At 69.9% G+C, this 20081-nt stretch carries 21 protein-coding genes; 5 read left to right on the top strand and 16 right to left on the bottom strand.

Annotated elements, in window-relative coordinates; translation table 11 throughout:
- Both ABEA43_RS57905 and ABEA43_RS57900 read left to right on the top strand, forming a co-directional pair.
- On the top strand, nt 1-362 hold a 362-nt coding region (locus ABEA43_RS57905; RefSeq protein WP_345576289.1), incomplete at its 5' end, for a hypothetical protein.
- Between the two features lie 119 nt (nt 363-481).
- Complete coding sequence (locus ABEA43_RS57900; RefSeq protein ID WP_345576287.1) at nt 482-700, top strand: hypothetical protein; 219 nt, start codon at nt 482-484, stop codon at nt 698-700.
- On the opposite strand, the gene ABEA43_RS57895 is transcribed toward ABEA43_RS57900, so the two are convergent.
- The 5 genes from ABEA43_RS57895 to ABEA43_RS57875 all read right to left on the bottom strand — a co-directional run bounded on the left by ABEA43_RS57895 (nt 687) and on the right by ABEA43_RS57875 (nt 4588).
- Complete coding sequence (locus ABEA43_RS57895; protein ID WP_345576285.1) at nt 687-914, bottom strand: hypothetical protein; 228 nt, start codon at nt 912-914, stop codon at nt 687-689. The two genes, ABEA43_RS57900 and ABEA43_RS57895, sit on opposite strands and share 14 nt — an antisense overlap.
- 212 nt (nt 915-1126) lie before the next feature.
- The gene (locus ABEA43_RS57890; RefSeq protein ID WP_345576283.1) at nt 1127-1771 is read right to left on the bottom strand and encodes a DivIVA domain-containing protein; all 645 of its coding nucleotides are present in this window, start codon (nt 1769-1771) and stop codon (nt 1127-1129) included.
- Nucleotides 1768-2889, bottom strand: a complete 1122-nt coding sequence (locus ABEA43_RS57885; protein WP_345576281.1) for a globin domain-containing protein — start codon at nt 2887-2889, stop codon at nt 1768-1770. Before ABEA43_RS57885 ends, ABEA43_RS57890 begins: the two co-directional genes overlap by 4 nt.
- The gene (locus ABEA43_RS57880; RefSeq protein WP_345576279.1) at nt 2890-3264 is read right to left on the bottom strand and encodes a group I truncated hemoglobin; all 375 of its coding nucleotides are present in this window, start codon (nt 3262-3264) and stop codon (nt 2890-2892) included.
- 370 nt (nt 3265-3634) lie between these two features.
- Nucleotides 3635-4588, bottom strand: coding sequence for a LysR family transcriptional regulator (locus ABEA43_RS57875; protein WP_345576277.1), 954 nt, complete (start codon nt 4586-4588; stop codon nt 3635-3637).
- Nucleotides 4589-4697: 109 nt separating this feature from the next.
- On the opposite strand from ABEA43_RS57875, the gene ABEA43_RS57870 reads away from it, so the two are divergent.
- Nucleotides 4698-5318, top strand: coding sequence for a LysE family translocator (locus ABEA43_RS57870; RefSeq protein ID WP_345576275.1), 621 nt, complete (start codon nt 4698-4700; stop codon nt 5316-5318).
- Between the two features lie 68 nt (nt 5319-5386).
- Here the strand turns inward: ABEA43_RS57870 and ABEA43_RS57865 are convergent, their stop codons facing one another.
- From ABEA43_RS57865 to ABEA43_RS57830, 8 genes are all read right to left on the bottom strand, one after another.
- The gene (locus tag ABEA43_RS57865) at nt 5387-8560 is read right to left on the bottom strand and encodes an efflux RND transporter permease subunit (protein ID WP_345576273.1); all 3174 of its coding nucleotides are present in this window, start codon (nt 8558-8560) and stop codon (nt 5387-5389) included.
- A gap of 201 nt (nt 8561-8761) precedes the next feature.
- Nucleotides 8762-9433: a response regulator transcription factor gene (locus ABEA43_RS57860; protein WP_345576271.1), complete on the bottom strand. Its 672-nt coding sequence runs from the start codon at nt 9431-9433 to the stop codon at nt 8762-8764.
- Entirely contained in the window at nt 9430-10626 is a 1197-nt protein-coding gene (locus ABEA43_RS57855; RefSeq protein ID WP_345576268.1) for a sensor histidine kinase, read from the bottom strand. Before ABEA43_RS57855 ends, ABEA43_RS57860 begins: the two co-directional genes overlap by 4 nt.
- A gap of 152 nt (nt 10627-10778) precedes the next feature.
- A complete protein-coding gene (locus tag ABEA43_RS57850; protein WP_345576266.1) occupies nt 10779-11342 on the bottom strand; it encodes a cysteine hydrolase family protein in 564 nt (187 codons plus the stop codon).
- A 75-nt stretch (nt 11343-11417) separates the two neighbouring features.
- Nucleotides 11418-11609, bottom strand: a complete 192-nt coding sequence (locus ABEA43_RS57845) for a hypothetical protein (RefSeq protein ID WP_345576263.1) — start codon at nt 11607-11609, stop codon at nt 11418-11420.
- Entirely contained in the window at nt 11609-12793 is a 1185-nt protein-coding gene (locus tag ABEA43_RS57840) for an NAD(P)/FAD-dependent oxidoreductase (protein WP_345576261.1), read from the bottom strand. The genes ABEA43_RS57845 and ABEA43_RS57840 overlap by 1 nt, the downstream gene beginning before the upstream one ends.
- Complete coding sequence (locus ABEA43_RS57835) at nt 12790-12987, bottom strand: ferredoxin (RefSeq protein ID WP_345576259.1); 198 nt, start codon at nt 12985-12987, stop codon at nt 12790-12792. Before ABEA43_RS57835 ends, ABEA43_RS57840 begins: the two co-directional genes overlap by 4 nt.
- Before the next feature lie 32 nt (nt 12988-13019).
- Complete coding sequence (locus tag ABEA43_RS57830) at nt 13020-14261, bottom strand: cytochrome P450 (RefSeq protein ID WP_345576257.1); 1242 nt, start codon at nt 14259-14261, stop codon at nt 13020-13022.
- 197 nt (nt 14262-14458) lie between these two features.
- Between ABEA43_RS57830 and ABEA43_RS57825 the strand changes: the two genes are divergently transcribed.
- Nucleotides 14459-15070 carry a TetR/AcrR family transcriptional regulator gene (locus tag ABEA43_RS57825; RefSeq protein WP_345576255.1) on the top strand — a complete coding sequence of 204 codons (612 nt, stop codon included), beginning with the start codon at nt 14459-14461 and terminating at the stop codon, nt 15068-15070.
- A 140-nt stretch (nt 15071-15210) separates the two neighbouring features.
- On the opposite strand, the gene ABEA43_RS57820 is transcribed toward ABEA43_RS57825, so the two are convergent.
- The gene (locus tag ABEA43_RS57820) at nt 15211-16203 is read right to left on the bottom strand and encodes a helix-turn-helix transcriptional regulator (protein WP_345576253.1); all 993 of its coding nucleotides are present in this window, start codon (nt 16201-16203) and stop codon (nt 15211-15213) included.
- 152 nt (nt 16204-16355) lie between these two features.
- Here ABEA43_RS57820 and ABEA43_RS57815 point away from each other — a divergent pair, with 152 nt between their 5' ends.
- Nucleotides 16356-17735 (top strand): MFS transporter, encoded by a 1380-nt coding sequence (locus ABEA43_RS57815; RefSeq protein WP_345576251.1) that lies wholly within the window; start codon nt 16356-16358, stop codon nt 17733-17735.
- Between the two features lie 685 nt (nt 17736-18420).
- Here ABEA43_RS57815 and ABEA43_RS57810 read toward each other — a convergent pair.
- Together ABEA43_RS57810 and ABEA43_RS57805 are read right to left on the bottom strand one after the other, a co-directional pair.
- A complete protein-coding gene (locus ABEA43_RS57810) occupies nt 18421-18960 on the bottom strand; it encodes an NEW3 domain-containing protein (RefSeq protein ID WP_345576249.1) in 540 nt (179 codons plus the stop codon).
- A 91-nt stretch (nt 18961-19051) separates the two neighbouring features.
- A complete protein-coding gene (locus ABEA43_RS57805; RefSeq protein ID WP_345576247.1) occupies nt 19052-20068 on the bottom strand; it encodes an MBL fold metallo-hydrolase in 1017 nt (338 codons plus the stop codon).
- Nucleotides 20069-20081: the final 13 nt, after the last annotated feature.

The following is a 20081-nucleotide window of genomic DNA, read 5'->3' as shown; positions in this document are numbered from 1 at the left end:
GCAACAACACCATCGCCTCCATCGGCAACACCAACGGGCTGGCCCTGCAGGGCAAGGGCGTGTACACCGGCATCGCCTTCGAGGACAACTACGTCTCCGGCTGGGGCTACGCCCTGAGCATCGGCACGGTCAACAACGCCAAGAACATCACGGTCTCGGACAACGTGTTCTCGGCCGAGCTCCCGCAACTGTACGGCTTCCTGTACGGCGGCATCTGGGGCGGCAAGGCCGCCGGCTCCAGCTGGCGCGGCAACCTGCTCCAGGCCCGTGCCGGTGACCTCAACACCCGGCACACCACCGCCGACCACGGCAGATACCTGTGGCCCGACAACAAGGGCCACACCACCGACTACACCGGCTGAGCACCGCTCCACAGGGGGTGCCGTCAACGGCGCCCCCTGTGGAGCGGAAAGATCCTTTCGGCACGTCCAGTGCCCACGCCGTGGCCCCGGGCGCGATTCCCTCCTTGACGAGACCCTCCATGAGGGAGCTTGCAGAGCCCGGCCCCACCAGGCGTACGCCTGGTGGGGCCGGGAAAGCTGTCGTCCAGGCGGGCCAGCTCGCTCGCGCCGAGGCGGAGGTCGAGGGCTTGGAGCGAACGGCCGAGCTGCTCCAGCGTACGAGGGCCGGTGACGCCGGGCTGGTGGAGCAGCCAGGCCGGGGCCGCGCGGACGTAGCCTCGTCGCTCATGGAGCCGTGATGAGCAGGTGGAGGGCGAGGGCGCAGACGACGGTGCTTGAGGCCACGGCCGTGACCAGCCGGCCACGACTGCCGGTCAGTGCTCGGCCGAGCAGCGCGCCACCACCGGCCGGGAGAGCCGGAGCCGTCGTCCGGGTCGTACCGTACTGACGGATGGCTCGGGCGGCGGCTCGGACCGCCAGTGCGATCAGTACCAGGGCCGAGGCCCAGCGCATGGGGGACATGATCGGTTGGATGACGGGGGTGCCCGCTGAGCCCGCCGACACGGCGATCAGCGCGTAGAGACCGTCGGCGGTCGCGACGCCCAGTGCGGCGAAGATGCCGATCCGCAGGGTCGTGGCGGCGCTGAGCCTGGCGGCCCGCCTGTCGTTCCGCTGAATCCAGCGTCCGGCCTGGTGGGCTCCAGGCTGGACGCAAATGTGTGCGTTTATGGCTGTCCCAACGAGGAGTATGCGGCGTGCCGGCTCGTGTCCGGCAGGGTGCCGAGTTTGTTCACCTCGTTCGTCAGCCCTTCGAGCACCGCGCGTAACTGGACCTGCGTGACCTCGGCGAAGGTGCGCAGGTAGGCGATCCGCCGCTCCAGCTCCTCGGCCTCGGCCGACTGGTGCCCACCGCTCGACCGGTAGACGTGGACCGCCTGGTTGCCGGCCTCCTCCGCCCGTTGCTGTGCTTGCTGCAGGATCTGCTCGTACTGCTCGCGAGCCTGGCCCACCAGCCGGCGGGCGTAGTCCTCAGCCTCGGCGATCTGAGCGTCCGCCGTCTGCTGGGCGCGGGACAGCAGGTTGACCGCGTCGACGTTGAGCCGCACGCGATTCGCGCCCGGGGCGTCGACGTCGGTGCCGCGGTCCTTGTACCAGTTCTTCAGCCGTTCCACCTCGGCACGGAGGTCGGCCTTCTCCATGTCGCCGGCCGCGAGGTCGTCGGCCATGCGATACAGGAAGGTCCGCACCTCGTCCTCGCTGTATCCGCGGTGCCCGAACTTGGTACGGGTGAAGTCCTTGTTCCGTACGCGATCCGGGGTGAGGGGCTGGCGGTCGTTCGATGGGCGCTGTGCCCACGGTGTCTCCGTCACGACTCTCTACCTCCAGCAGCGGTGAACTCGTCGAAGCGGATTTGCTCGGACGGCACGCCGGCGTCCAGGAGCCGGGCGACCGAGCCCTGGACCATCTCCTCCGAGCCGCAGACGAAGACGTCCTGGTCGCGCCAGGCCTTCAGCGCGACGTCCACCACGTACCCGTGCTCGCCGCGGTAAAAGGCATCGCGGGAGACGACGGGCACCACACTCAGCCAGGGGTTTTCCGCCTCCAGTTTGGACAGCGCCTCCAGGTCGTACAGCTCGCGGGAGGTCCGGGCGCCGACGAAGAGGCGGACGGCACGAGGCGGCCCTTCGTAGGCCACCTGCTCGACGAGCGCTTTGAGGGGCCCCAGGCCCGTGCCGCCGGCGACGAGGAGGAGTTCCCGGGCCGCGTCCGGGCCGAGGGTCAGCCGGTCTCCCACGGGTGCGCCGATCTTCAGGATGTCGCCGCGCTGCGCGCCGTGCACCAGGGCCGTGCTGACCGCGCCGCCGTCGACCACGCGTACGTGCAGGTCGATGGTGTTGTCGCGGCGGGGCGCGTTGGCGAAGGAGTAGAAGCGCCAGAGTTTCGGCCGCAGCGCGACCGAGATCGAGGCGGACTGCCCGGCCTGGAAGGGATACTGGTAGTTCAGGCGGGCGCGGACGACCGCGATGCCGGGGGCGCGTGCCTCGTGGAGGATGATCTCGCCTTCCCACCAGGGCGGCGTCGTGGCCGAGGACTCCTCCGCCGCATCGGTCATCACCTGCGCGACCAGTCCGTACGCCGCCGTCCAGTCGCGCGCCAGGGCCGGCGACCAGCGGTCGCCGAGGAAGTGCTCCAGGGTGGCGAGCAGCGCCTGCCCGACAGCCGGGTAATGCTGGGCGACGACGGAGAACTTACGGTGGTCGCGGCCGAGCTGCTGGAGGAACGGCACCAGCTCGTTCACCCGGTCGACGTTGCTGACGACGTGCCCCAGCGCGTTGACGAGCCGGTCGCGCTGGGTGGCCATGGACGCCGGGAACAGGCCGCGGGTCTCCGGGTACATGAGGAATAAGGCGGAATAGAAGAACAGCGGCACCTGATCACCCGACTGGGCGACCAGCTGCCAGCTGCCTTTCAGGGCTTGAGTGTCCACTTATCCCGCTGCCCCTACGGGCTTTTCCACGATGGCCCCCCGCACCTGACCGAGGACCGTGGCGACGTGCTCGACGAGATCGTCGCCGGCGTTGAAGTCCTCCCGGAGCACGGTGACCAGAATGCCGCCGACCTTCTCGTAGTGCTCGCCGGTGACGCCCATGCCCCGGTGGGCGTCGCCCAGGTCATGGCCTTCGTACACCTCCGGGCCGCCAAGGACGGAGCACAGCAGCATCACCATGTGCCGCTTGAGCCGCGCCATGTCGACACCGTCGAAATACGGCTTGAGATCGACATCGTCCAGCACGACCACATAGAAGCGGTCGACCACGTCGCGAATGGTCGAAGCGCCGACCTGCTCATAGTACGAAGCCATAAAGACTGCAAACCTCCGAACGGAACGGAATTTCACGCGTGTTATGCGTGGTCAATCAGCCGTCTCAATGCTGTCGCGGAGCCCATCCCGGCTGGATGCGATAGTCGGCCGGGCCGGCGCCGTTCACCTGCGGATAATTTCTCTTACGGCTCTTGACCCTCAGGTTTTCCGATCACGGGAACATGCGTCAGAACCCTAGGGGGTGATCAGATCACTCGCAACCCGTACCAGGATGGCAAGACAGTCTTTTTCCGGCCGACATTCTGCCTTCAAGGCATTTTCCATGCGGAACGCCCGATGTATCCCGTTCAAGGGAGAAAACACGCACCACACGACGTAGGCAGGGGCGGCGCTTCTGATCCGGGGGCTTTCAGGCTCCGTGTGGTGCTTGCAGGGGAGCCTCCCAGGTGGCGGTGATGTCGTGGGCGACATCACGGAGGAGGTCGATGAGCAGGTCTGCGAGTGGTGTGAGGCCGGCGTCTGATTTGGTCACGGCGTAGAGCTGGCGGTAGGGCCTGGGGTGGGCCAGCTCGCGATGGGTGGTGCCAGGCGCATGGGTCAGGGCCAGGCGGGAGACCAGGGCCACCGCGATGCCGGTGCCGACGAGGGCCTGGGCGACGTCGTAGGACTCGGTCTCGAACCGCACCGTGGGAGTGAATCCGGCCTCGCGGGCAGCGTCGTGGAACTGTCCGCGGGCGGCATGGCCGGCCAGGATGGAGACCCACGATTCGTCGCGCAGTTGTTCCAGGTGGAGTTCGCTGTCCGCGGGCTGCCCGGTGGCCAGCGGATGGTCATCGGGGAGCACCATGACCATCGGGTCCAGCAGGAGCGGATGGGCCCGTACGTGTGGGGGCGGCGCGAGCGGCGTGCCCCAGGACGCGACGATGGCCACGTCCAGGCGCCCTGCGCTGATCTCGTCCGCTCCGCGTCCGGACACCACGTCCACGACCGAGACGTCGGCGTCCGGATGGCGGTGGCGCAGCGCCGTCAGGGCCGGTGGCAGCAGGTGCAGGGCAGCCGCCTGGAACGTCCCGATCCGCAGACGGAGGGAGAGGTGGCCGAGCAGTGCGGCCAGTTCGGCCTCGGCCCGGTCCGATGCCTCCTCCACGGTTCGGCCGTGGGAGGCGAGCAGCGCACCGGCCGCGGTGAGCGTTGCCCCGCGAGGACCACGGATGACCAGCGGCACCTGCCAGTCGCGCTCGGCCTTGACCACCTGCTGGGTGATCGCCGCGGGCGTGAGCTGGAGTGCGTGAGCCGCCGCCGTCAAGGAGCCGTGCCGCTCGATCAACGCGAGGAGCCGCAGCTGTCCCGGATCCACCAGCATTCACTAATCCTAACGCTGCACCCTCCTGTTTTAACTTCTCTAAGGGGCGCGGGACGGGAAGCCTGATGGGACATCCATCGGCCGCAATCCCCGGAAGGGGTTCTTTCCCATGCCCACGCATGTGCCCGTTTTCATCGTCACCACCTTGCTGCTGGCGATGCTGCCAGGCGCGAGTCAAGCCCTGATGATCCGGCAGGTTCTGGAAGGCGGCCGGCGTACGCTCCGAGGCACGCTCGCGGGCAACGCCAGCGGCTTCCTGCTGTGGTCCACGGCCGCCGCGGCCGGGCTGTCCGCCGTCCTGCTGACCAGCCCTACCGCGTACGCGGTGCTCCGGATCGCCGGCGGCGTCGTGCTGATGATCCTCGGGGTGAAGACGCTACGGACCGCACTCGCCACCGCCGCCACCCGCCCGCCCCGCGAGGGCGGGCGCACTGGCTTCGCGGGCGGATATCTCACCGGCCTGATCACCAACCTCGGCAACCCCAAGGCGGGCGTGTTCGCCGTCTCGGTGCTGCCCCAGTTCGTGACCGCGAATGGCCCGGTGTTCCTGTCGACCGTCGCTCTGGGAGCCCTGTGGGCGCTGGTCAGCGCCTCCTGGTACATGGTGCTCACCTGGGCCGTCGGCCGCGGGCGCGCCCTGGTATCGCGGCCGACCGTCCTGCGGGGACTCAGCGTGGCCACCGGCGTCGTCCTGCTGGGGCTGGGCGCCGCGGTGGTAGCAGGGGCCTGAGGGACGGGCCGGCTTCGCCGTCCGCTCAGGCCCGGGGTGACGAGGCGTCGCGCGCAGGTCCGCCGGGGTCAGCCGGAGGGGACCGGTTCGGCGGGGTTCTCGGCCAGGACCGGGGTCGTGGGTTGCGGTGCGCGTCCGGCGCGGATCTTCTCCTTCCGGGTTTCGACCATGGTGTAGAGGGTCGGGACCAGGATGAGGGTGAGGAGCGTGGAGCTGATCAGGCCGCCGATGACGACGATGGCCAGGGGTTTGGAGATGAATCCGCCGCCGCCGGTGAGGCCCAGGGCCATCGGCAGCAGGGCGAAGATCGTGGCCAGTGCGGTCATCAGGATGGGACGCAGCCGGTTGCGTCCGCCCTCCACGACCGCCTCGGCCAGTGGCATCCCCTGGCGGCGGTACTGGTTGATCAGGTCGAGCAGCACGATGGCGTTGGTGACGACGATGCCGACGAGCATCAGCAGGCCGATCATCGCCGCCAGCCCGAGCGAGGTGCCGGTGATGAGCAGCAGGCCGATCGCCCCTGTGGCGGCGAACGGGATCGACACCAGCAGCAGCAGCGGCTGGATGAGGCTGCGGAAGGTGGCGACCATGACGAAGAACACCAGCGCGATGGCCGCCACCAGGGCCAGGCCGAGGCTGCCGAACGCTTCGCTCTGGTCGGCGCTGACGCCGCCGATGGAGTAGGTGGCGCCGGCGGGCAGGGTCAGCTTGGCGAGCCGGCTCTCCAGGTCCGTGCTGGTGGCGCCGAGGTTGCCGCCGGTGTTCTTGCCGGAGACGGTGACGGTGCGTTCCCCGTCGATACGGGTGACCGAGACGGGCCCGTTCACCTGCTTGACCTCGGCGACGTCGGCGAGGTCCACGTCTCCGGGCAGATCGAGTTTGCGCAGCTCGCCGAGCGAGACGGGCGCGTCGCCGGTGTCCACGACGACGTCGGCGGTGGTGCCGTCGAAGGTGAGCTGGGTGACGGTGCTGCCGCGGAACGCCTGGGAGACGAGCTGGCCGATGGCGACCTCGGACATGCCGTGCTCGGCGGCCTCCTCGCGATCGACGGTGACATCGATGCGCGGCGCGGTGTCGGCCAGGCCGCTGGTCACCTCGGTGACGCCGGGGATGGCCGACATGGTCTCCTGCACGGCTCGCGCCGCGTCGCCGAGCGTGTCCTGCTCACTGGCGTGGATCAGGACCTCGAGCCCGTCACCGCCGAACCCTCCGGACTGGCCGACGCTGATCTCGCCTGCGTCGGGCAGCTTGCCCAGCTCGTCGCGCAGGGCGTTCTCCACGGCCGCGGTGTCACTGCCCTCGTGCAGGGTGAGCGAGTAACTGGCGCGGGCCGTACCTGCGCCGCCCCCGCCACGGCCTCCGCCGCCGAATCCGACGCCGCTCGCGCCTCCCACAGTGACCTGGTACGACTTGATCTCATCGAGGCCGGTCAGCACCTTTTCGACCTGCTTGGCCTTCGCGTCGGCCGCGGCCAGGGACGTGCCGACGGGCAGGGTCTGGGTGAGGCTGACCGTGTTCTGCCCCGCGTTGTCGATGAAGCTGGTCTCCAGCCTGGGGATCAGGGCGAGAGTGCCGATGAAGATCGCCAGCGCGGCGGCGACCGTCGAGAGCCGGTGCCGGGTGGCGAAGCGGATCACCGGGACGTAGGCGCGCTGGAGCAGGCTGCGGCGCTCCTTCTCCTCCGCCTTGTTCCGGTCGCCGTCCTTGGGCGGCTTCAGGAACCAGTAGCTCAGCGCCGGTACGACGGTCAGCGACACCACCAGGGAGGCGAGCAGGGCGACGGCGACGGTGATGGAGAACGGGCCGAACAGCTCGCCGACGAAACCGCCGACGAAGGCGATCGGCAGGAACACCGCCACGGTGGTGAGGGTGGAGGCGGTGACCGCGCCCGCGACCTCGCGTACGCCGTTCTCGATCGCCCGGCGTTTGTGCTCGCCGTAGGAGAGGTGACGTTTGATGTTCTCCAGGACCACGATCGAGTCGTCGACGACGCGGCCGATCGCGATGGTGAGCGCGCCGAGGGTGAGCATGTTGAGCGAGTAGTCCCACACCCACAGCGCGATCAACGCGATCAGCACCGACAGCGGGATGGAGACCACGGTCACCAGGGTGGAGCGGATCGAGAACAGGAAGACCAGGATGACCAGCACGGCCATGGCCAGGCCCAGCAGGCCCTCGGTGGTGAGGCTCTCGATCGACTTCTCCACCTCGGGCGCCTGGTCGTAGACGATGGTGAGCGCGGCGCCGGTGCCGAGCGCGGTGGCGAGGGCGGGCAGCTTGGCGCGGACGTCGTGACTGATCGACACCGCGTTGCCGTCGGGCTTCATGGTGATCGAGACGCCGAGGCTGGGCTTGCCGTCGGTGCGGGTCAGCGTGGCCGCCTTGGCCAGAGCGAGCTTCACGGTGGCCACGTCGCCCAGCCGTACCGGCTTCGGCTTCGCAGTGGTTGGGGTGGCCTGTGGGGCGCCTGGCCGCTGGTTCTGGGCCGGGGACGTCTGCGCGGCGGGGGCGAGGTACAGGTCCTTGAGGTCCTTGATCGACTCGAACCTGCCGCCGACCTGGACGCTCAGGGTGGTGTCCGCCTGGGTGAGGGATCCGGCGGGAAGCGGCTGGCCCGCACCCTGGATGGCGGTGGAGATGGCGCCGGTGTCCAGCCCGTGCTCCTTCAGCTCATCGCTGTCGGGAGTGATGGTGATGACCTGCTCGCGGGTTCCGGTGACGGAGGCCTCCTTCACCCCTGCGACACCGGTGAGCGCCGGGACCACATGGGTGGTCAACTGCTCGGCGAGCCGCTGCTGGGACCCGTCGGAGGCGGCGGCGAGCTGGATGACCGGAAGGTCGTCGGTGCTGCCCACGTTCACCTGCGGCTCCACTCCGTCAGGGAGCCGGCCGGACAGTCCGCCGACGATCTGCTGGATCTTGCTCTGCGCGTCGTCGATGTCGGTGCCGAAGTCGAAGGCCACCTGGATCGTCGCGCTGGACTCCCGCGAGGTCGAGGTCACCCCGGTGACACCGGTCACTCCGCGGACCGCCTCCTCCAGCGGAATCGTGACCCGGTCCTCGACGATCTGCGGCGCGGCGCCGGAGTAGGCCGCCACGACCGACACCTGGGGGAACGCCAGTGAGGGCAGGAGCTGCTGCTGCAGCGCCGGGGTGATGTAGGCGCCGAACGCGACCACCACGATGGTGATGAGCGCGATGAGCCCTCGATTGGCGAGGCTCAATCTAGCCAGAAACGACATCGTTCCACTTCTCTTCGGACGGTCTCAGATCGCATGGCGCGGGGACGACGTCGCGCACAGGGCCTGAAGCGACATCGTGGTGGTCACTCCTCAAGACTTGTGGCCTCACCCCGGGGAGGCGTCCGCCTGAAGGAGGGTTCTGCGATGCGGCGATCGCAGTAGACGCGGACGCGGGCTACTGCGCCCGTGGTTCCCGGCCGATCAGCGAGTCTGGGGACGAACCAGGCCGGTCTCGTACGCGATGATCACGAGCTGGGCGCGGTCGTGCGCCTTCAGCTTGGTCATCGCCCGGTTGATGTGCGTTTTGGCCGTCACCCGGCTGATGCCCAGCAGGTCGGCGATCTCGTCGTTGGTACGCCCATAGGCCACCAGGGTCATCACCTCCCTTTCGCGCTCGGTGAGCACGGCCAGGTCGTCGGGCACGTGCCCGGCCGAGACCCCGGGACCGGCCAGGAAGCGCGTGATCAAGCCCCTGGTCGCCGACGGCGACAGCAGCGCCTCGCCTCTGGCGACCACTCTGATGGCCTCCTGCAACTCGCCGGCCTCCACACCCTTGCCGAGGAAACCGCTGGCGCCGGCCTGCAGCGCGGCGAAGACGTACTCGTCGATCTCGAAGGTGGTCAGGACCAGCACCCGGACCCCGGCCATGGCCTCATCAGAGGTGATCTCCCTCGTCGCGGCCAGACCGTCCATTCCGGGCATGCGGATGTCCATCAGCACCACATCGGCCATGGTCTGCCTGGCCAGCCGTACGGCATCGTGGCCGTTGGCGGCCTCGCCGACCACCACGAGGTCGGGGGCCGAGTCGACGAGGACCCGGAAGCCGGCGCGGACCAGCGCCTGGTCGTCGGCCAGCAGCACGTTGACGGTCATCGCCCGTTCTTCCTGGAGAGGGGGAGCACGGCGTGCACGCGGAAGCCACCGCCGTCCACGGGCCCGGCCAGAAAGGTGCCCCCGACCGACAGAGCCCGCTCCCGCATGCCGATCAGCCCGTGCCCGGTTCCGGAAGAGATGCCGCTCGGACCACTCTGGCCGTCATCGGCCACATCGACGGCCACCTCGTCGGAGGCGTAGCTGATCCGCACGCTCGCGGTCGCCCGCGGCGCGTGCTTGCTCACGTTGGTCAGCGCCTCCTGCACGATCCGGAACGCGGCAAGGTCCACGGGCGCGGGCAGCGGCCTCGGGGCGCCGTAGAGCATCCAGCCCAGGCTCAGCCCCGCGAAGGCGAAGGAGTCCACCAGCTCAGGCAGCCGGTCCAGACCCGGTGCGGGCTCGGTGACGAGCTCGTCGCGGCTGCCAGGACGGCGCAGCAGCCCCACCGTCGTCCGCAACTCCTCCAGCGCCTCCCTGCCGGCGTGGCGTACGTGGCCCAGCGCCTCGCGGGCCTGCTCGGGCTCGGTGGCGAGCATGTGCTCGGCGACCTGCGCCTGCACGTTGATCAGCGCGATGTGGTGGGCGAGCACGTCGTGCAACTCCCGGGCGATGTGCAGGCGCTCCTCCATCACCCGGCGTTCGGCCTCCTCCTCGCGCGTCTCCTCGGCCTTGCGCGCCCGCTCCTCGATGGCCCGCACATAGGCCCGGCGGCTGCGCAGCGCGTCCCCGACGGCGGTGGCCATGCCGATGAAGGCGACCGTGCCCAGCATCTCAGGCGCCGGCCACACGCCGGCGCCGGACCCGATCCTGGCCACGGTGACCACGAGCGCGGCCAGGCCCCCGTAGGCCCACGCGTGCCGGCGCGGGCATCGCGAGGCCAGCGTGTACATCGCGATCGCCGGCGCCAGGTCCAGCAGGCTCCGCCCGCCGTCGATCATGGTGTTGACGACGAACCCGGTGACCGTGACGGCGAGAACGGCGCGAGGCCATCGCCGCCGGAAGACGAGTGCCGCGCAGACGACCGCGGCCAGCACGATCTCGTACATGGTGGGGGGCTGCGTCCGGCTGTGCCACCCCGCCCCCGGCACCGGGGGCCCACCCCGCGCCAGCAGCGACATCGCACACACGCACATCGCCAGGATCATGTCGGCCACATAAGGTCGGGAAAGGAAGGCCCGTCTCAGCCAGGTCACCGTACGCACCCCTGAACGTTAGGTCCGACCTGGGCGGATTCCCTCATCCCTTGGTACCTATCCGCCCTACTGTGACCGCAGTACGGCGGGGTCGAGGTTCTCGGGCAGTACCTGGGGGATGGCCGGGACGGCGGTGTTCGGCGGTACCGCCGTCACCGGCTCGCGCCCACCGTCGCGATCCAGTCGGCCACGGTGGTGACGTCCGCGTGCTGGGGGAACACCTTGTCCACGAGTACGCGGTGCGTCTCCGGGTCGGAGTCCAGGCAGCCGTCGGCGAGGACGGTGAGGCGGAAATCCAGGTCGGCCGCTTGGCGCAGCGTGGACAGCACGACACCGCTGGTGGCGATGCCGGTGAGGACGAGGTGATCGATGTCGCCTGCCCGCAGGATCATGTCCAGGTCGCTGCCCGCGAAGGCGCTGATACGTCGCTTCGTGACGATGATCTCCCCGGGCTCCGGCGCCACGTCTGGATGGATCTGGGTGGCCTGCTCGCTCTGGGCCCCTGCGCCGACGCGAGCGAGCGCGCCGAAGGTCTTGTTGCGGAGGCTGATCTCCGGGTAGCCAGGGCGGAAGCCGACGACCGCATAGATCACGGGAATGCCGGCCGCCCTGGCGGCCTCCGCCGCGCCGCGCAGGCGCGGCAGGTAGGCGGGATCCGGGTAACGGTCCACGATGACCCGCTGGACATCCATCACGAGGAGAGCGCTCTTGGGCATTGTCGTCCTTCCATAGGTTTGCTGGATCTGGTGTGCCGCCGGCCGTGGAGGGGAGGCGCACGGCGAATCGATGGTTCAGTGCTGGTCGCCGAAAGTGACGATGTAGACGTCGGTGCCGGGGCGGGGCTGGCCGAGCGCGTTGGCGCCCTGGCCGTGCAGTTCGGTCAGACGCGAGGCCACGTCCTCACGGGAGGAGTCGATGACGTCGACCAGGCGGGCGCGCCGGTCTGAACGGACTTCATGGAGCGGCTCTCTTTCTGGAGTCACTACGGGAGTACCGGAATTCGGGCGTCGCCGGCCATGTCGTGCCACCGTGCGCCGGCCGCGATGGCCTGTCGCCAGCGGCGAACGGTCTTCGGCGGCATGCCGACCGACAGCGCCCCGGTCAGGCGGTCGCCTGCGCGGTAGGCGGCCACGAACCGGCGCTCGCCCACGTCGCCGTCCACGATCGCGATGGCGTCGTGGCCGCGCAGGTGGCCGTAGGCCTGGATCTTCATGTCGTACTGGTCGGACCAGAAGTAGGGCACCGGAGCGAACGGTCTGCCGGCCTGGGGGTGCAGGAGGTTACGAGCGGCGGCCATGCCCTGTTCGGCGGCGTTGGCGCGGTGCTCGACGCGCATCGAGACGCCGAACAGCGGGTTGTGCCAGCGGGCGACGTCTCCGGCGGCGTAGACGTCCGGGGCGGCCGCGCTGTATTCGTCGCAGACGAGACCGTCGGACAGGGTCAGGCCGCTGCCTTCCAGCCACTCGGTGTTGGGCACCGAGCCGATGGCGACCAGGACCTCGTCGGCCCGCACCAGCTCCCCGTCGGCAAGCCGTACGCCGCCGTCGGTCACGGCGGTCACCGTGACCCCGGTACGCAGATCGACGCCGTGCTCCAGGTGGGCTTGTGACAGCACCCGGCCGACGGGCTCGCCGAGGGCATGGGCCAGCGGGACCGGCGCGGGTTCGAGCAAGGTGACCTGGCAGCCGAGGCCCCGGGCGACGGCGGCGCTCTCCGCGCCGAGGAATCCGGCACCGACCACGACGAGCCGCCGCCCGGGGCCAAGCCGGGAGCGCAGGGCCAGGGCGTCGTCCAGGGTGCGTAGCACGTGGGCGCCCTGGCCCCGCAGGCGGCGCGGGCGTACCCCGGTGGCCACGATCAGCCCGTCATAGGGCACGTGGGCGCCGTCGGACAGTCGCACCGTACGGGCGTGGCGATCGAGACCGGTCGCGCTGACGCCGAGGCGAAGGTCGAGGCCGAGTGCGCTCAGGTCGCCGGGCGAGCGCAGTGTCAGCCGGTCGGGCTCCCACTGCGAGGCCAGCAGCTGCTTGGACAACGGCGGCCGGTCGTAGGGGGAGTGGGGTTCGTCGCCGAGGAGGGTGATCCGGCCGTCGAAGCCGTCCCGGCGCAGCGTCTCGGCCGCGGCGAGTCCGGCGGCCGAAGCGCCGACCACGACGATCCGCCTCATGTGGCCACCCATCGGATCGCCGCCGCCGGGCAGATGGCCGCGGCCTCCCGCGCCTGCTCGTGGAGCTCGGCGGCCGGAGTCTCGTCCAGCAGGATCGCGACGCCGTCCTCCTCTCGCTGGTCGAAGACCTCTGGGGCGGCCAGGACGCACTGGCCTGAGGCCACGCACTTGGGTTCGTCGAGCTCTACACGCATGGAATTTCTTCTCTCTTGCCGGTGGGAGCCCGTCACCAGGTGACGGGCAGGGAACGCAGGCCGTAGGCGATGCCCTCGAACGCGAACTCGATCTCCTCGAACGGGACGGCCAGACGGAGGGTCGGCACGCGGCGGTAGAGCGTGCTGTAGACGACCTGAAGCTCCACGCGCGCCAGCGACTGGCCGAGGCACTGGTGGGGGCCGTACCCGAACGCGACGTGCTGGCGGGCGGCCCGGCTCAGATCCAGCCGTTCGGGCTCGGGGAACATGCCGGCGTCCCAGTTGGCGGCCGACAGGTCGAAGACGATGCCGTCCCCCGCCCGGATGACCTGGCCGCCGACCTCGATGTCTTCGGTGGCGATCCGGCGCACCCCGGTGTGCACGATCGTCAGGTAGCGCAGGAGCTCTTCGACCGCGGCGGCGACGACCTTCGGATCCTCGGTGTCGCGCAGCACGGCGAGCTGGCCGGGGTGCTGCAGCAGGGCGAGCGTGCCGAGGGGGATCATGCTGGCGCTGGTCTCGTGGCCGGCGATCAGCACGGCCACTCCCATGGTGGCGGCCTCGGCGCGGGTCATCTCACCGGCCTGGACGCGGGCGGCCAGCTCCGACAGCATGTCGTCGGCGGGGGTCGTCATCTTCTGCTCGATCAGGCCGTCGAGGTAGCCGAACAGTGCGCCGCCGGCGTTCCCCGCCTGCTCCGCCGAGGAGTCGTGGCGCAGCGCGACGGTGCTGTTGTGGTGGAAGAACTCGTGGTCGGCGTACGGCACGCCCAGCAGCTCGCTGATCACCAGCGTCGGCACGGGCAGGCCCAGCGCGGTGACGAGGTCGGCGGGGTCGGGGCCGGCGAGCATGGCGTCGATCTGGTCGTCGGTGATCTTCTGGATGGCGGGCCGCAGGGCCTCGACCTTCTTGACGGTGAAGGGCAGGTTGACCATCCGGCGCAGCCGGGTGTGCTCGGGCGCGTCGGTGTTGGTGATCAGTTTCGGGGTGGCCTTCGCCGTCTCCGCCCGGCCCCGGGTCATGTGCGGAAACCCAGGCCGGCTCTCGTCGATGCTGCCGCGGGGATCGGTGAGCAGTGCCCGGTGGTCAGCGTGGCGGGTGATGAACCACGGCGTGCTGCCGTCCCAGATCCGCACCTTGGAGACGGGCTCTTCTGCGGTCAGCCGCCGTACGCCCGCCGGTGGGTGGAACGGGCAGCGGTTGTCCCTGGGCATCGGGTAACCGGAAACCGGTGATGTCGTGTCGCCGGCGGTGCCGGCCCGTGTGTCGGCCATGTGTCTCCCTCACATCGGTCTCGAACGGCGGACACACCGCCTAGCCGATCGGCTAGCTCATTCCTAGCCGATCGGCAAGCGGTTGAACTAGGCTTTGTGGCATAAGTCACTTGCCGATCGGCAAGTTTGGCGCTTGCCGATCGGCAAGCTAGGATCGGGGAGCCTGAAGGGGTTCGACGCTGCAGGAAGGAGCAGATGTGGCTGTCAAAGCCGCTCAAAGGACGCCCAGTGCGCCCGATACCCGGCAGCGCCTCATCGACGTCGCGGTTCGCCTGTTCACCCGGCGTAGTTTCGCGGGCACGTCATTGCAGATGATCGCCGACGAGCTGGGGATCACGAAGGCGGCCGTCTATCACCACTTCCGCACCCGCGAGGAGCTGCTCACCGCCGTGGTCGAACCGGTGCTGCGCCACCTGCGGGTCGTCATCGACACCGCCGAGACGAAACGCACGTCCCACGCCCGGGCCGAGCACATGCTCACCGGCTATGCCACCGTCGCCGTCGAGCATCGAGCCGTGGTCGCCGTCCTGGCCAACGATGCCGGAGCGATCGAGCTCCTGTGCGCCCAGCCCGAGACGAGCGACCTGATCGCCCGCCAGCTCGCCCTCCTCGCCGACGTCACCCCAGGCCCGGCCGGACGCGTCAACGCCGCCATGGCGCTGGCCGGCATCGCCTCCGCCGCCGGCCCGGCATTGGGTCCGCACGATGACGACGCCCTGCGTAGGCATCTCGTCGAAGCCGGCCGGCGCATCCTGGGACTGCGCGCACCACGCCGCCCCCTCCGCGACGCTCCGGCGGCGACGGACTGATCCTCCGATCCGCGTCTGCGGAGGAGAGGGAAACACCTCTCCACAGGCCACCAACGCGATGTACGAGAGCCTCAAGGGCGGATACGACCACCGCAAGGAGGACTGCCTGACCACAAGCAGAAGGGGCGTCGGCGAAGCGTCTACTCGCTGGCGTGCTGGTAGCGCCGGGCGATGACGCGGCAGGCGTCCTTCAGCTCGTCTGGTCCGACGATGGTGATGTCGGCGTCGAAGGTGGCGAGCAGGCCGGCGATCCCGGCCCAGGACCATGCGCCGAGGGTGATGCGGGTCTGTGTGGGGGTGACGTACTCGATGACGGAGCCGCCGGGGGCCCATCGGGCGACGACATCAGGGGGCAGCTCCATCAGGACGGTGCCGAGGCATGGCCATTGGGCTGGGGTGTCTCCCCTGTCGTGGCTGGTCATCACATACTGGGCCACGCTGGGTTCGGAAAGTTCGCGGCGTCGGAACGGGGTCCCGGTGGGTGCGTGGGCGTGGATGCGATCTACGCGATAGATGCCCCAGGCCTCGGTGGCCGGGGTGTAGGCGACGAGGTACCAGCGCCCGGCCCACATGACGAGGTGGTGGGGCTCGACCCGTAGCGGCGGTGTGAAGTCGGGATCGTTCGGGTGGGGGCGGCGGCTGTCGGGGGCGAGGTAGTCGAAGCGCAGCAGATGCCCGTTGCGGACGGCGTAGCCGACGGCCTTGAGGGTGCTTGAGGCGATGGGTGGCGCGGGGAACTCCCAGGAGTTGCGGATGGCGGTCAGGTGCATCGCGTCGACCTCGGCGCGAAGGTGGGCGGGCATGACTTGTTTGATGCTGGTCAGGGCGCGGGCGACGGCGTCGTCGATGCCGGCCACGCTGGTCGGCGTGGTCTGGAGGGCGACGGCGACGGCGACGGCCTGCTCGTCGTCGAGCAGCAGCGGAGGGAGCCGGCCGCCGGCGCCGAGCAGGTAGCCGCCGTCAGGGCCCTTGAGGGCCTGGACCGGGTAACCCAGGTCGCGCAGGCTTTCCACGTCACGGCGCAAGGTGCGGGTGCTGATACCGAGCCTGTCGGCCAGCTCCCGACCGGACCAGGTCGGGCGGGCCCCGAGCAGGGATAGCAGCCTGAGCAGGCGCGAGGACGTTGCGGCCATGGATTCATTGTCGGCCAAGTAGCGGTCATTCGGTGTCCGCTACCACTGTCACGGTGTGGCGCATGAGCTCAAACACTGCTTCCCCCACTGCCTCTCACGGGGATCCCCGGCCAGGTGCGCTGGTCGGCAGGGCCGCCGGGATCGCCCTGCTCGTGGTGCTGTTCGCCTCGTTCATGGACCTCCTGGACGCCACGATCGTCACGGTCGCCGCACCGGCGATCGCGGCCGAGCTCCACGCGAGCGAGGCCCAGCTGCAATGGATGCTGGCCGGGTACGTCCTCGCGCTGGGTTCGGGTCTGATCATCGGCGGCAGGATCGGTGACGACTACGGACGCCGCCGGATGTTCCTGGCCAGCCTGGCGGCCTTCGCCGTCGCGTCCGCGGCGTGTGCCCTGGCGACAGGCCCGTCGATGTTGATCGGCACGCGTGTCCTGCAGGGCCTGGCCGGTGGCCTGATGGTCCCGCAGGTGTTCGGGATCATCCGTTCCTCGTTCCCCCCTGCGGGGATGGCCAAGGCGTTCGGTGCGTACGGGGCCGTCCAAGGCCTGGCCGCGGTGGCCGGGCCCCTGATGGGCGGGTTCTTGGTTGACGCGGACCTGTTCGGGCTGGGCTGGCGGACCATCTTCTGGGTGAACGTGCCGATCGCGGCCGTCGCGCTCGTGCTCGGGTCCCGCGTCCTGCCGGAATCCACGAGCCGGCACCGGGCGGTGCCGGATGTTGTCGGAGCGGTACTGCTGACGCTGGGTGTGGTTCTGGTGCTCCTGCCCTTGGTCCAGGGGCGCGATTGGGGCTGGCCGTGGTGGGGTTTCGCGTTGATGGCAGCCGGGGTGCTGTTGCTGGGCGGGTTCCTGGCCTATGAGCGTTCGGTTGCGCGGCGCGGTGGGCAGCCCGTGCTCGACCCGGCGCTGCTGCGGGTGCGCAGCTTCGGCGCGGGACTGCTGGCCTCGGTGTTCTTCTTCGGTGCCATCGGCGCGTTCTTCCTGACGCTGTCGATCTACCTGCAGGCCGGTACCGGACGCACCGCCTGGCAGACCGGTCTGGTGATCCTTCCCTACGCGATCGGGTCCATCCTCACCTCTGGCCTTGGCGTCGCCATGGCCGCCAAGGCGGGCCGGTCGCTGCTGGTCAGCGGATCGTTGGCCTTGGCCGCGTCGCAGGCGCTGTTGTGGTTCATCGTCCGTGACGGTCAGAACCCCGGGTACTGGATGCTCGCGCCGGCACTGTTCATCGGCGGTCTCGGGCTGGGACTGGCAGCGCCGATCCTGGTCAATGTCGTCCTGGCCGGCATCCCGGGCAAGGACGCCGGCGCGGCCGGTGGCGTGCTCTCGACGGTGAACCAGATCGGCGGCGCCGCCGGCGTCGCCGCCTTGGGGACCCTCTTCTTCACCGCTTCGGACAGCCACGCCGGCGATGTCGCCCGGCTGCAGGGGTTCAGCGACGCGTTCACGGCCGTCCTGCCGGTCGGGATCGTGCTCTACCTGCTGGCCGCCGCACTGATGCTGCTGCTTCCTCGGGCCGCGCACAGCGCATGACCCACCGGCTGCTCCGACCCGGATCAAGAGCACGCAGCCCTGCCTAGGCGTCGTGGATCATCCACGCGTGCCAGATGGTCCACCACCGGTCACGGACAACATGCCGACGACATGGCGGCGCAGTGGGCGCTGAGCCTCGAACACTCTGGAGGCCGTGCTCGGCCTGGAATCGAGGTGGCGGTAAGGTCGCTGCCATGCAGATCATCAAGGGAGCGGGGGACTGGTCGCCGACTGGTCATGCCGCAGACATACATGTCGCTGGTGCTACGGCTGGCCGGCCCTGCCGTTGAGGCTCAAGCGTGCCGCCCTTGCCGAGCAGAGCGGGATCAGGTCGGCGAAGGACGCGTCGGATGGGCGGCCGTTGACGCCCGCCGTGCGCGCCCGCAGGCACGGCGGGGTCTCGTAGCACACGCCCGTTCGAGGTCTTTGTCGATCACGACATCGACGAGTTCGACACCGACGCCGGCCAGGGTCTTGAGCGTCCGGTCGGCCACCGCCCGCACTTCGGGCGCGAGGTCGTCGTGACGACGGACGGAAGCCGACGCTGCCGGTGGGGGCCAGGATGGTGAACGCGCCTGTTTGCCACACCGCCCCTCCACCTGGCCCGCATCCGCGCGGCCTGGACCGCCTGCGCCACCACCGGCGATCCCGGCCGGCCCCGGTGCGACCCCCGGCAGCGTCTCACCTAACCGCCGCGGGCGGCGTCGGCCGGGACCGTGATGGACCAGGTGGTCGTCACCTTCTGGCCGCCCGCCACCATCGGGAAGGAAGCGGGGGAGACGGGTCGCGCGGTCCAGCCGTCCGGGGTGGCGAGCGTCAGGGTGACGTCGTTCAGCGCGCCGGTTCCCGAGTCGGTGAACGAGGTGGTGGCGGTGGCGGTGGAGCCGGGTTCGACGGTCTGCGGCCCGGTGAGGGTGAAGGGGTACTCGGCGGTGATGACGGCCGAGCCGGTGACGCCGTCCACGGTGGCGGTGATCGTGCTGACGCCCGCGCCGGCCACCGTCACCTTGCCCTTGCGATCCACGACGGCCACGCCGGTGTCGCTGCTGGCGTAGCGGACGCGGGCGCGCTGGAGATCGGCGAACGACTGGTCGTCGTTGACGGCCTCGACGACGTCGTCCGCGGTGGCCTGGAGGGTGCGCTGCTCCTTGGCGGGGTCGGTGGTGTCGGCGATCCACCGGTTCTTGCCGGTCAGGTCGATGGTGTCGCCGACCTGGTACGCCACCGCCTCAGGCTGGACGGTGACGTAGCGGACCTTTGGGATGATCCCGCCGGTGACCCGTACCGTGGCCGAGCCTGCGATGTCGGCGCTGCCATCAGCAGCAGACGTGGGTCGATCGTCCGGGGAAGGCGGCCGCGGCGGCTGAAGACGTGCCGCCGTTCGCCTCTTGGTCTTGGACGATGCGGCCGCGCAGCATGGTCGCCATGACCTTCATGAAGCGCTGCGTCCTGGAACGGCCGATGACGAACGGATTCCCCGCTCCCGCGGACCCGGCGCGCAACTCCTCTATGCGCGCCAGGCCGTTGTCGACGCCCCCGTGATTGTTCAGCTCGACGTCCACCCCTGCCTGCCTCATCTTGGAGGCGAAGGCGAGCACGGAGGAGAGAGTGGTGCGCTTGTCCGTGGTCGCGGCGGGCGGGGCGGTCCCGCCCCACAGCATCGCGGTGTGCCGTACCCCCTTCCAGCGCACCGGGAAGATCGGCGAGACGGTGCCGGGCGTGTGCCCGGGCGTGTGGTGGAACGCGACTGTGGTGTCGCCGAGGGTGAGCCTGTGTCCCTCGGAGATCTCCAGGTCGCGCTTGGGCGCATTGGCCGGGCGTTCGGTGGCGAGGAGGTTCCAGTCGGCTCGGCTCATCATGACTCGGGCGCCGTACTGGTCGGCGAGGAACTGGGCGCCACCGAAATGATCACTGTGGCCGTGGGCGACCACCACGTACTTGATCTTCGACGGATCCGCTCCCACGGAACGCAGCCCAGGGACGATGATCTTCTCGGCGTCGTCCGGCGATCCCAGCGCGTCAATGAGAATGATGCCCTGAGAGGTGAGCAGGGCCGTGGCCTGCACGAAGCTGGTGCCCAGCACCGCGACGTCGTCGAAGGTCTTCATCGGCGCGAGGGGCTTCACGGTCGGCATCCCGAGGCCCGGCGTGAGCGCTTTGACGAGCGCCCGCAGGACCGGGTCGTCGCCGGCCAACTTGGCCGCGCGGTCGTAGTAGGACTGTGCGCTCTTGGGGGCGGCGGCCGAGGCTTCTGCCTCGCGTCCCGCCAGCGGCAGGAGGGCCGCGGCGGCGAGCAACGCACGGCGGGACGGGCTGGACGGCCCAAAGGACATGGGCGAACACCTG

Source organism: Nonomuraea rosea (assembly GCF_039539705.1).
Taxonomy (GTDB): domain Bacteria; phylum Actinomycetota; class Actinomycetes; order Streptosporangiales; family Streptosporangiaceae; genus Nonomuraea; species Nonomuraea rosea.
This window is presented reverse-complemented; position numbering and strand designations above follow the sequence as displayed.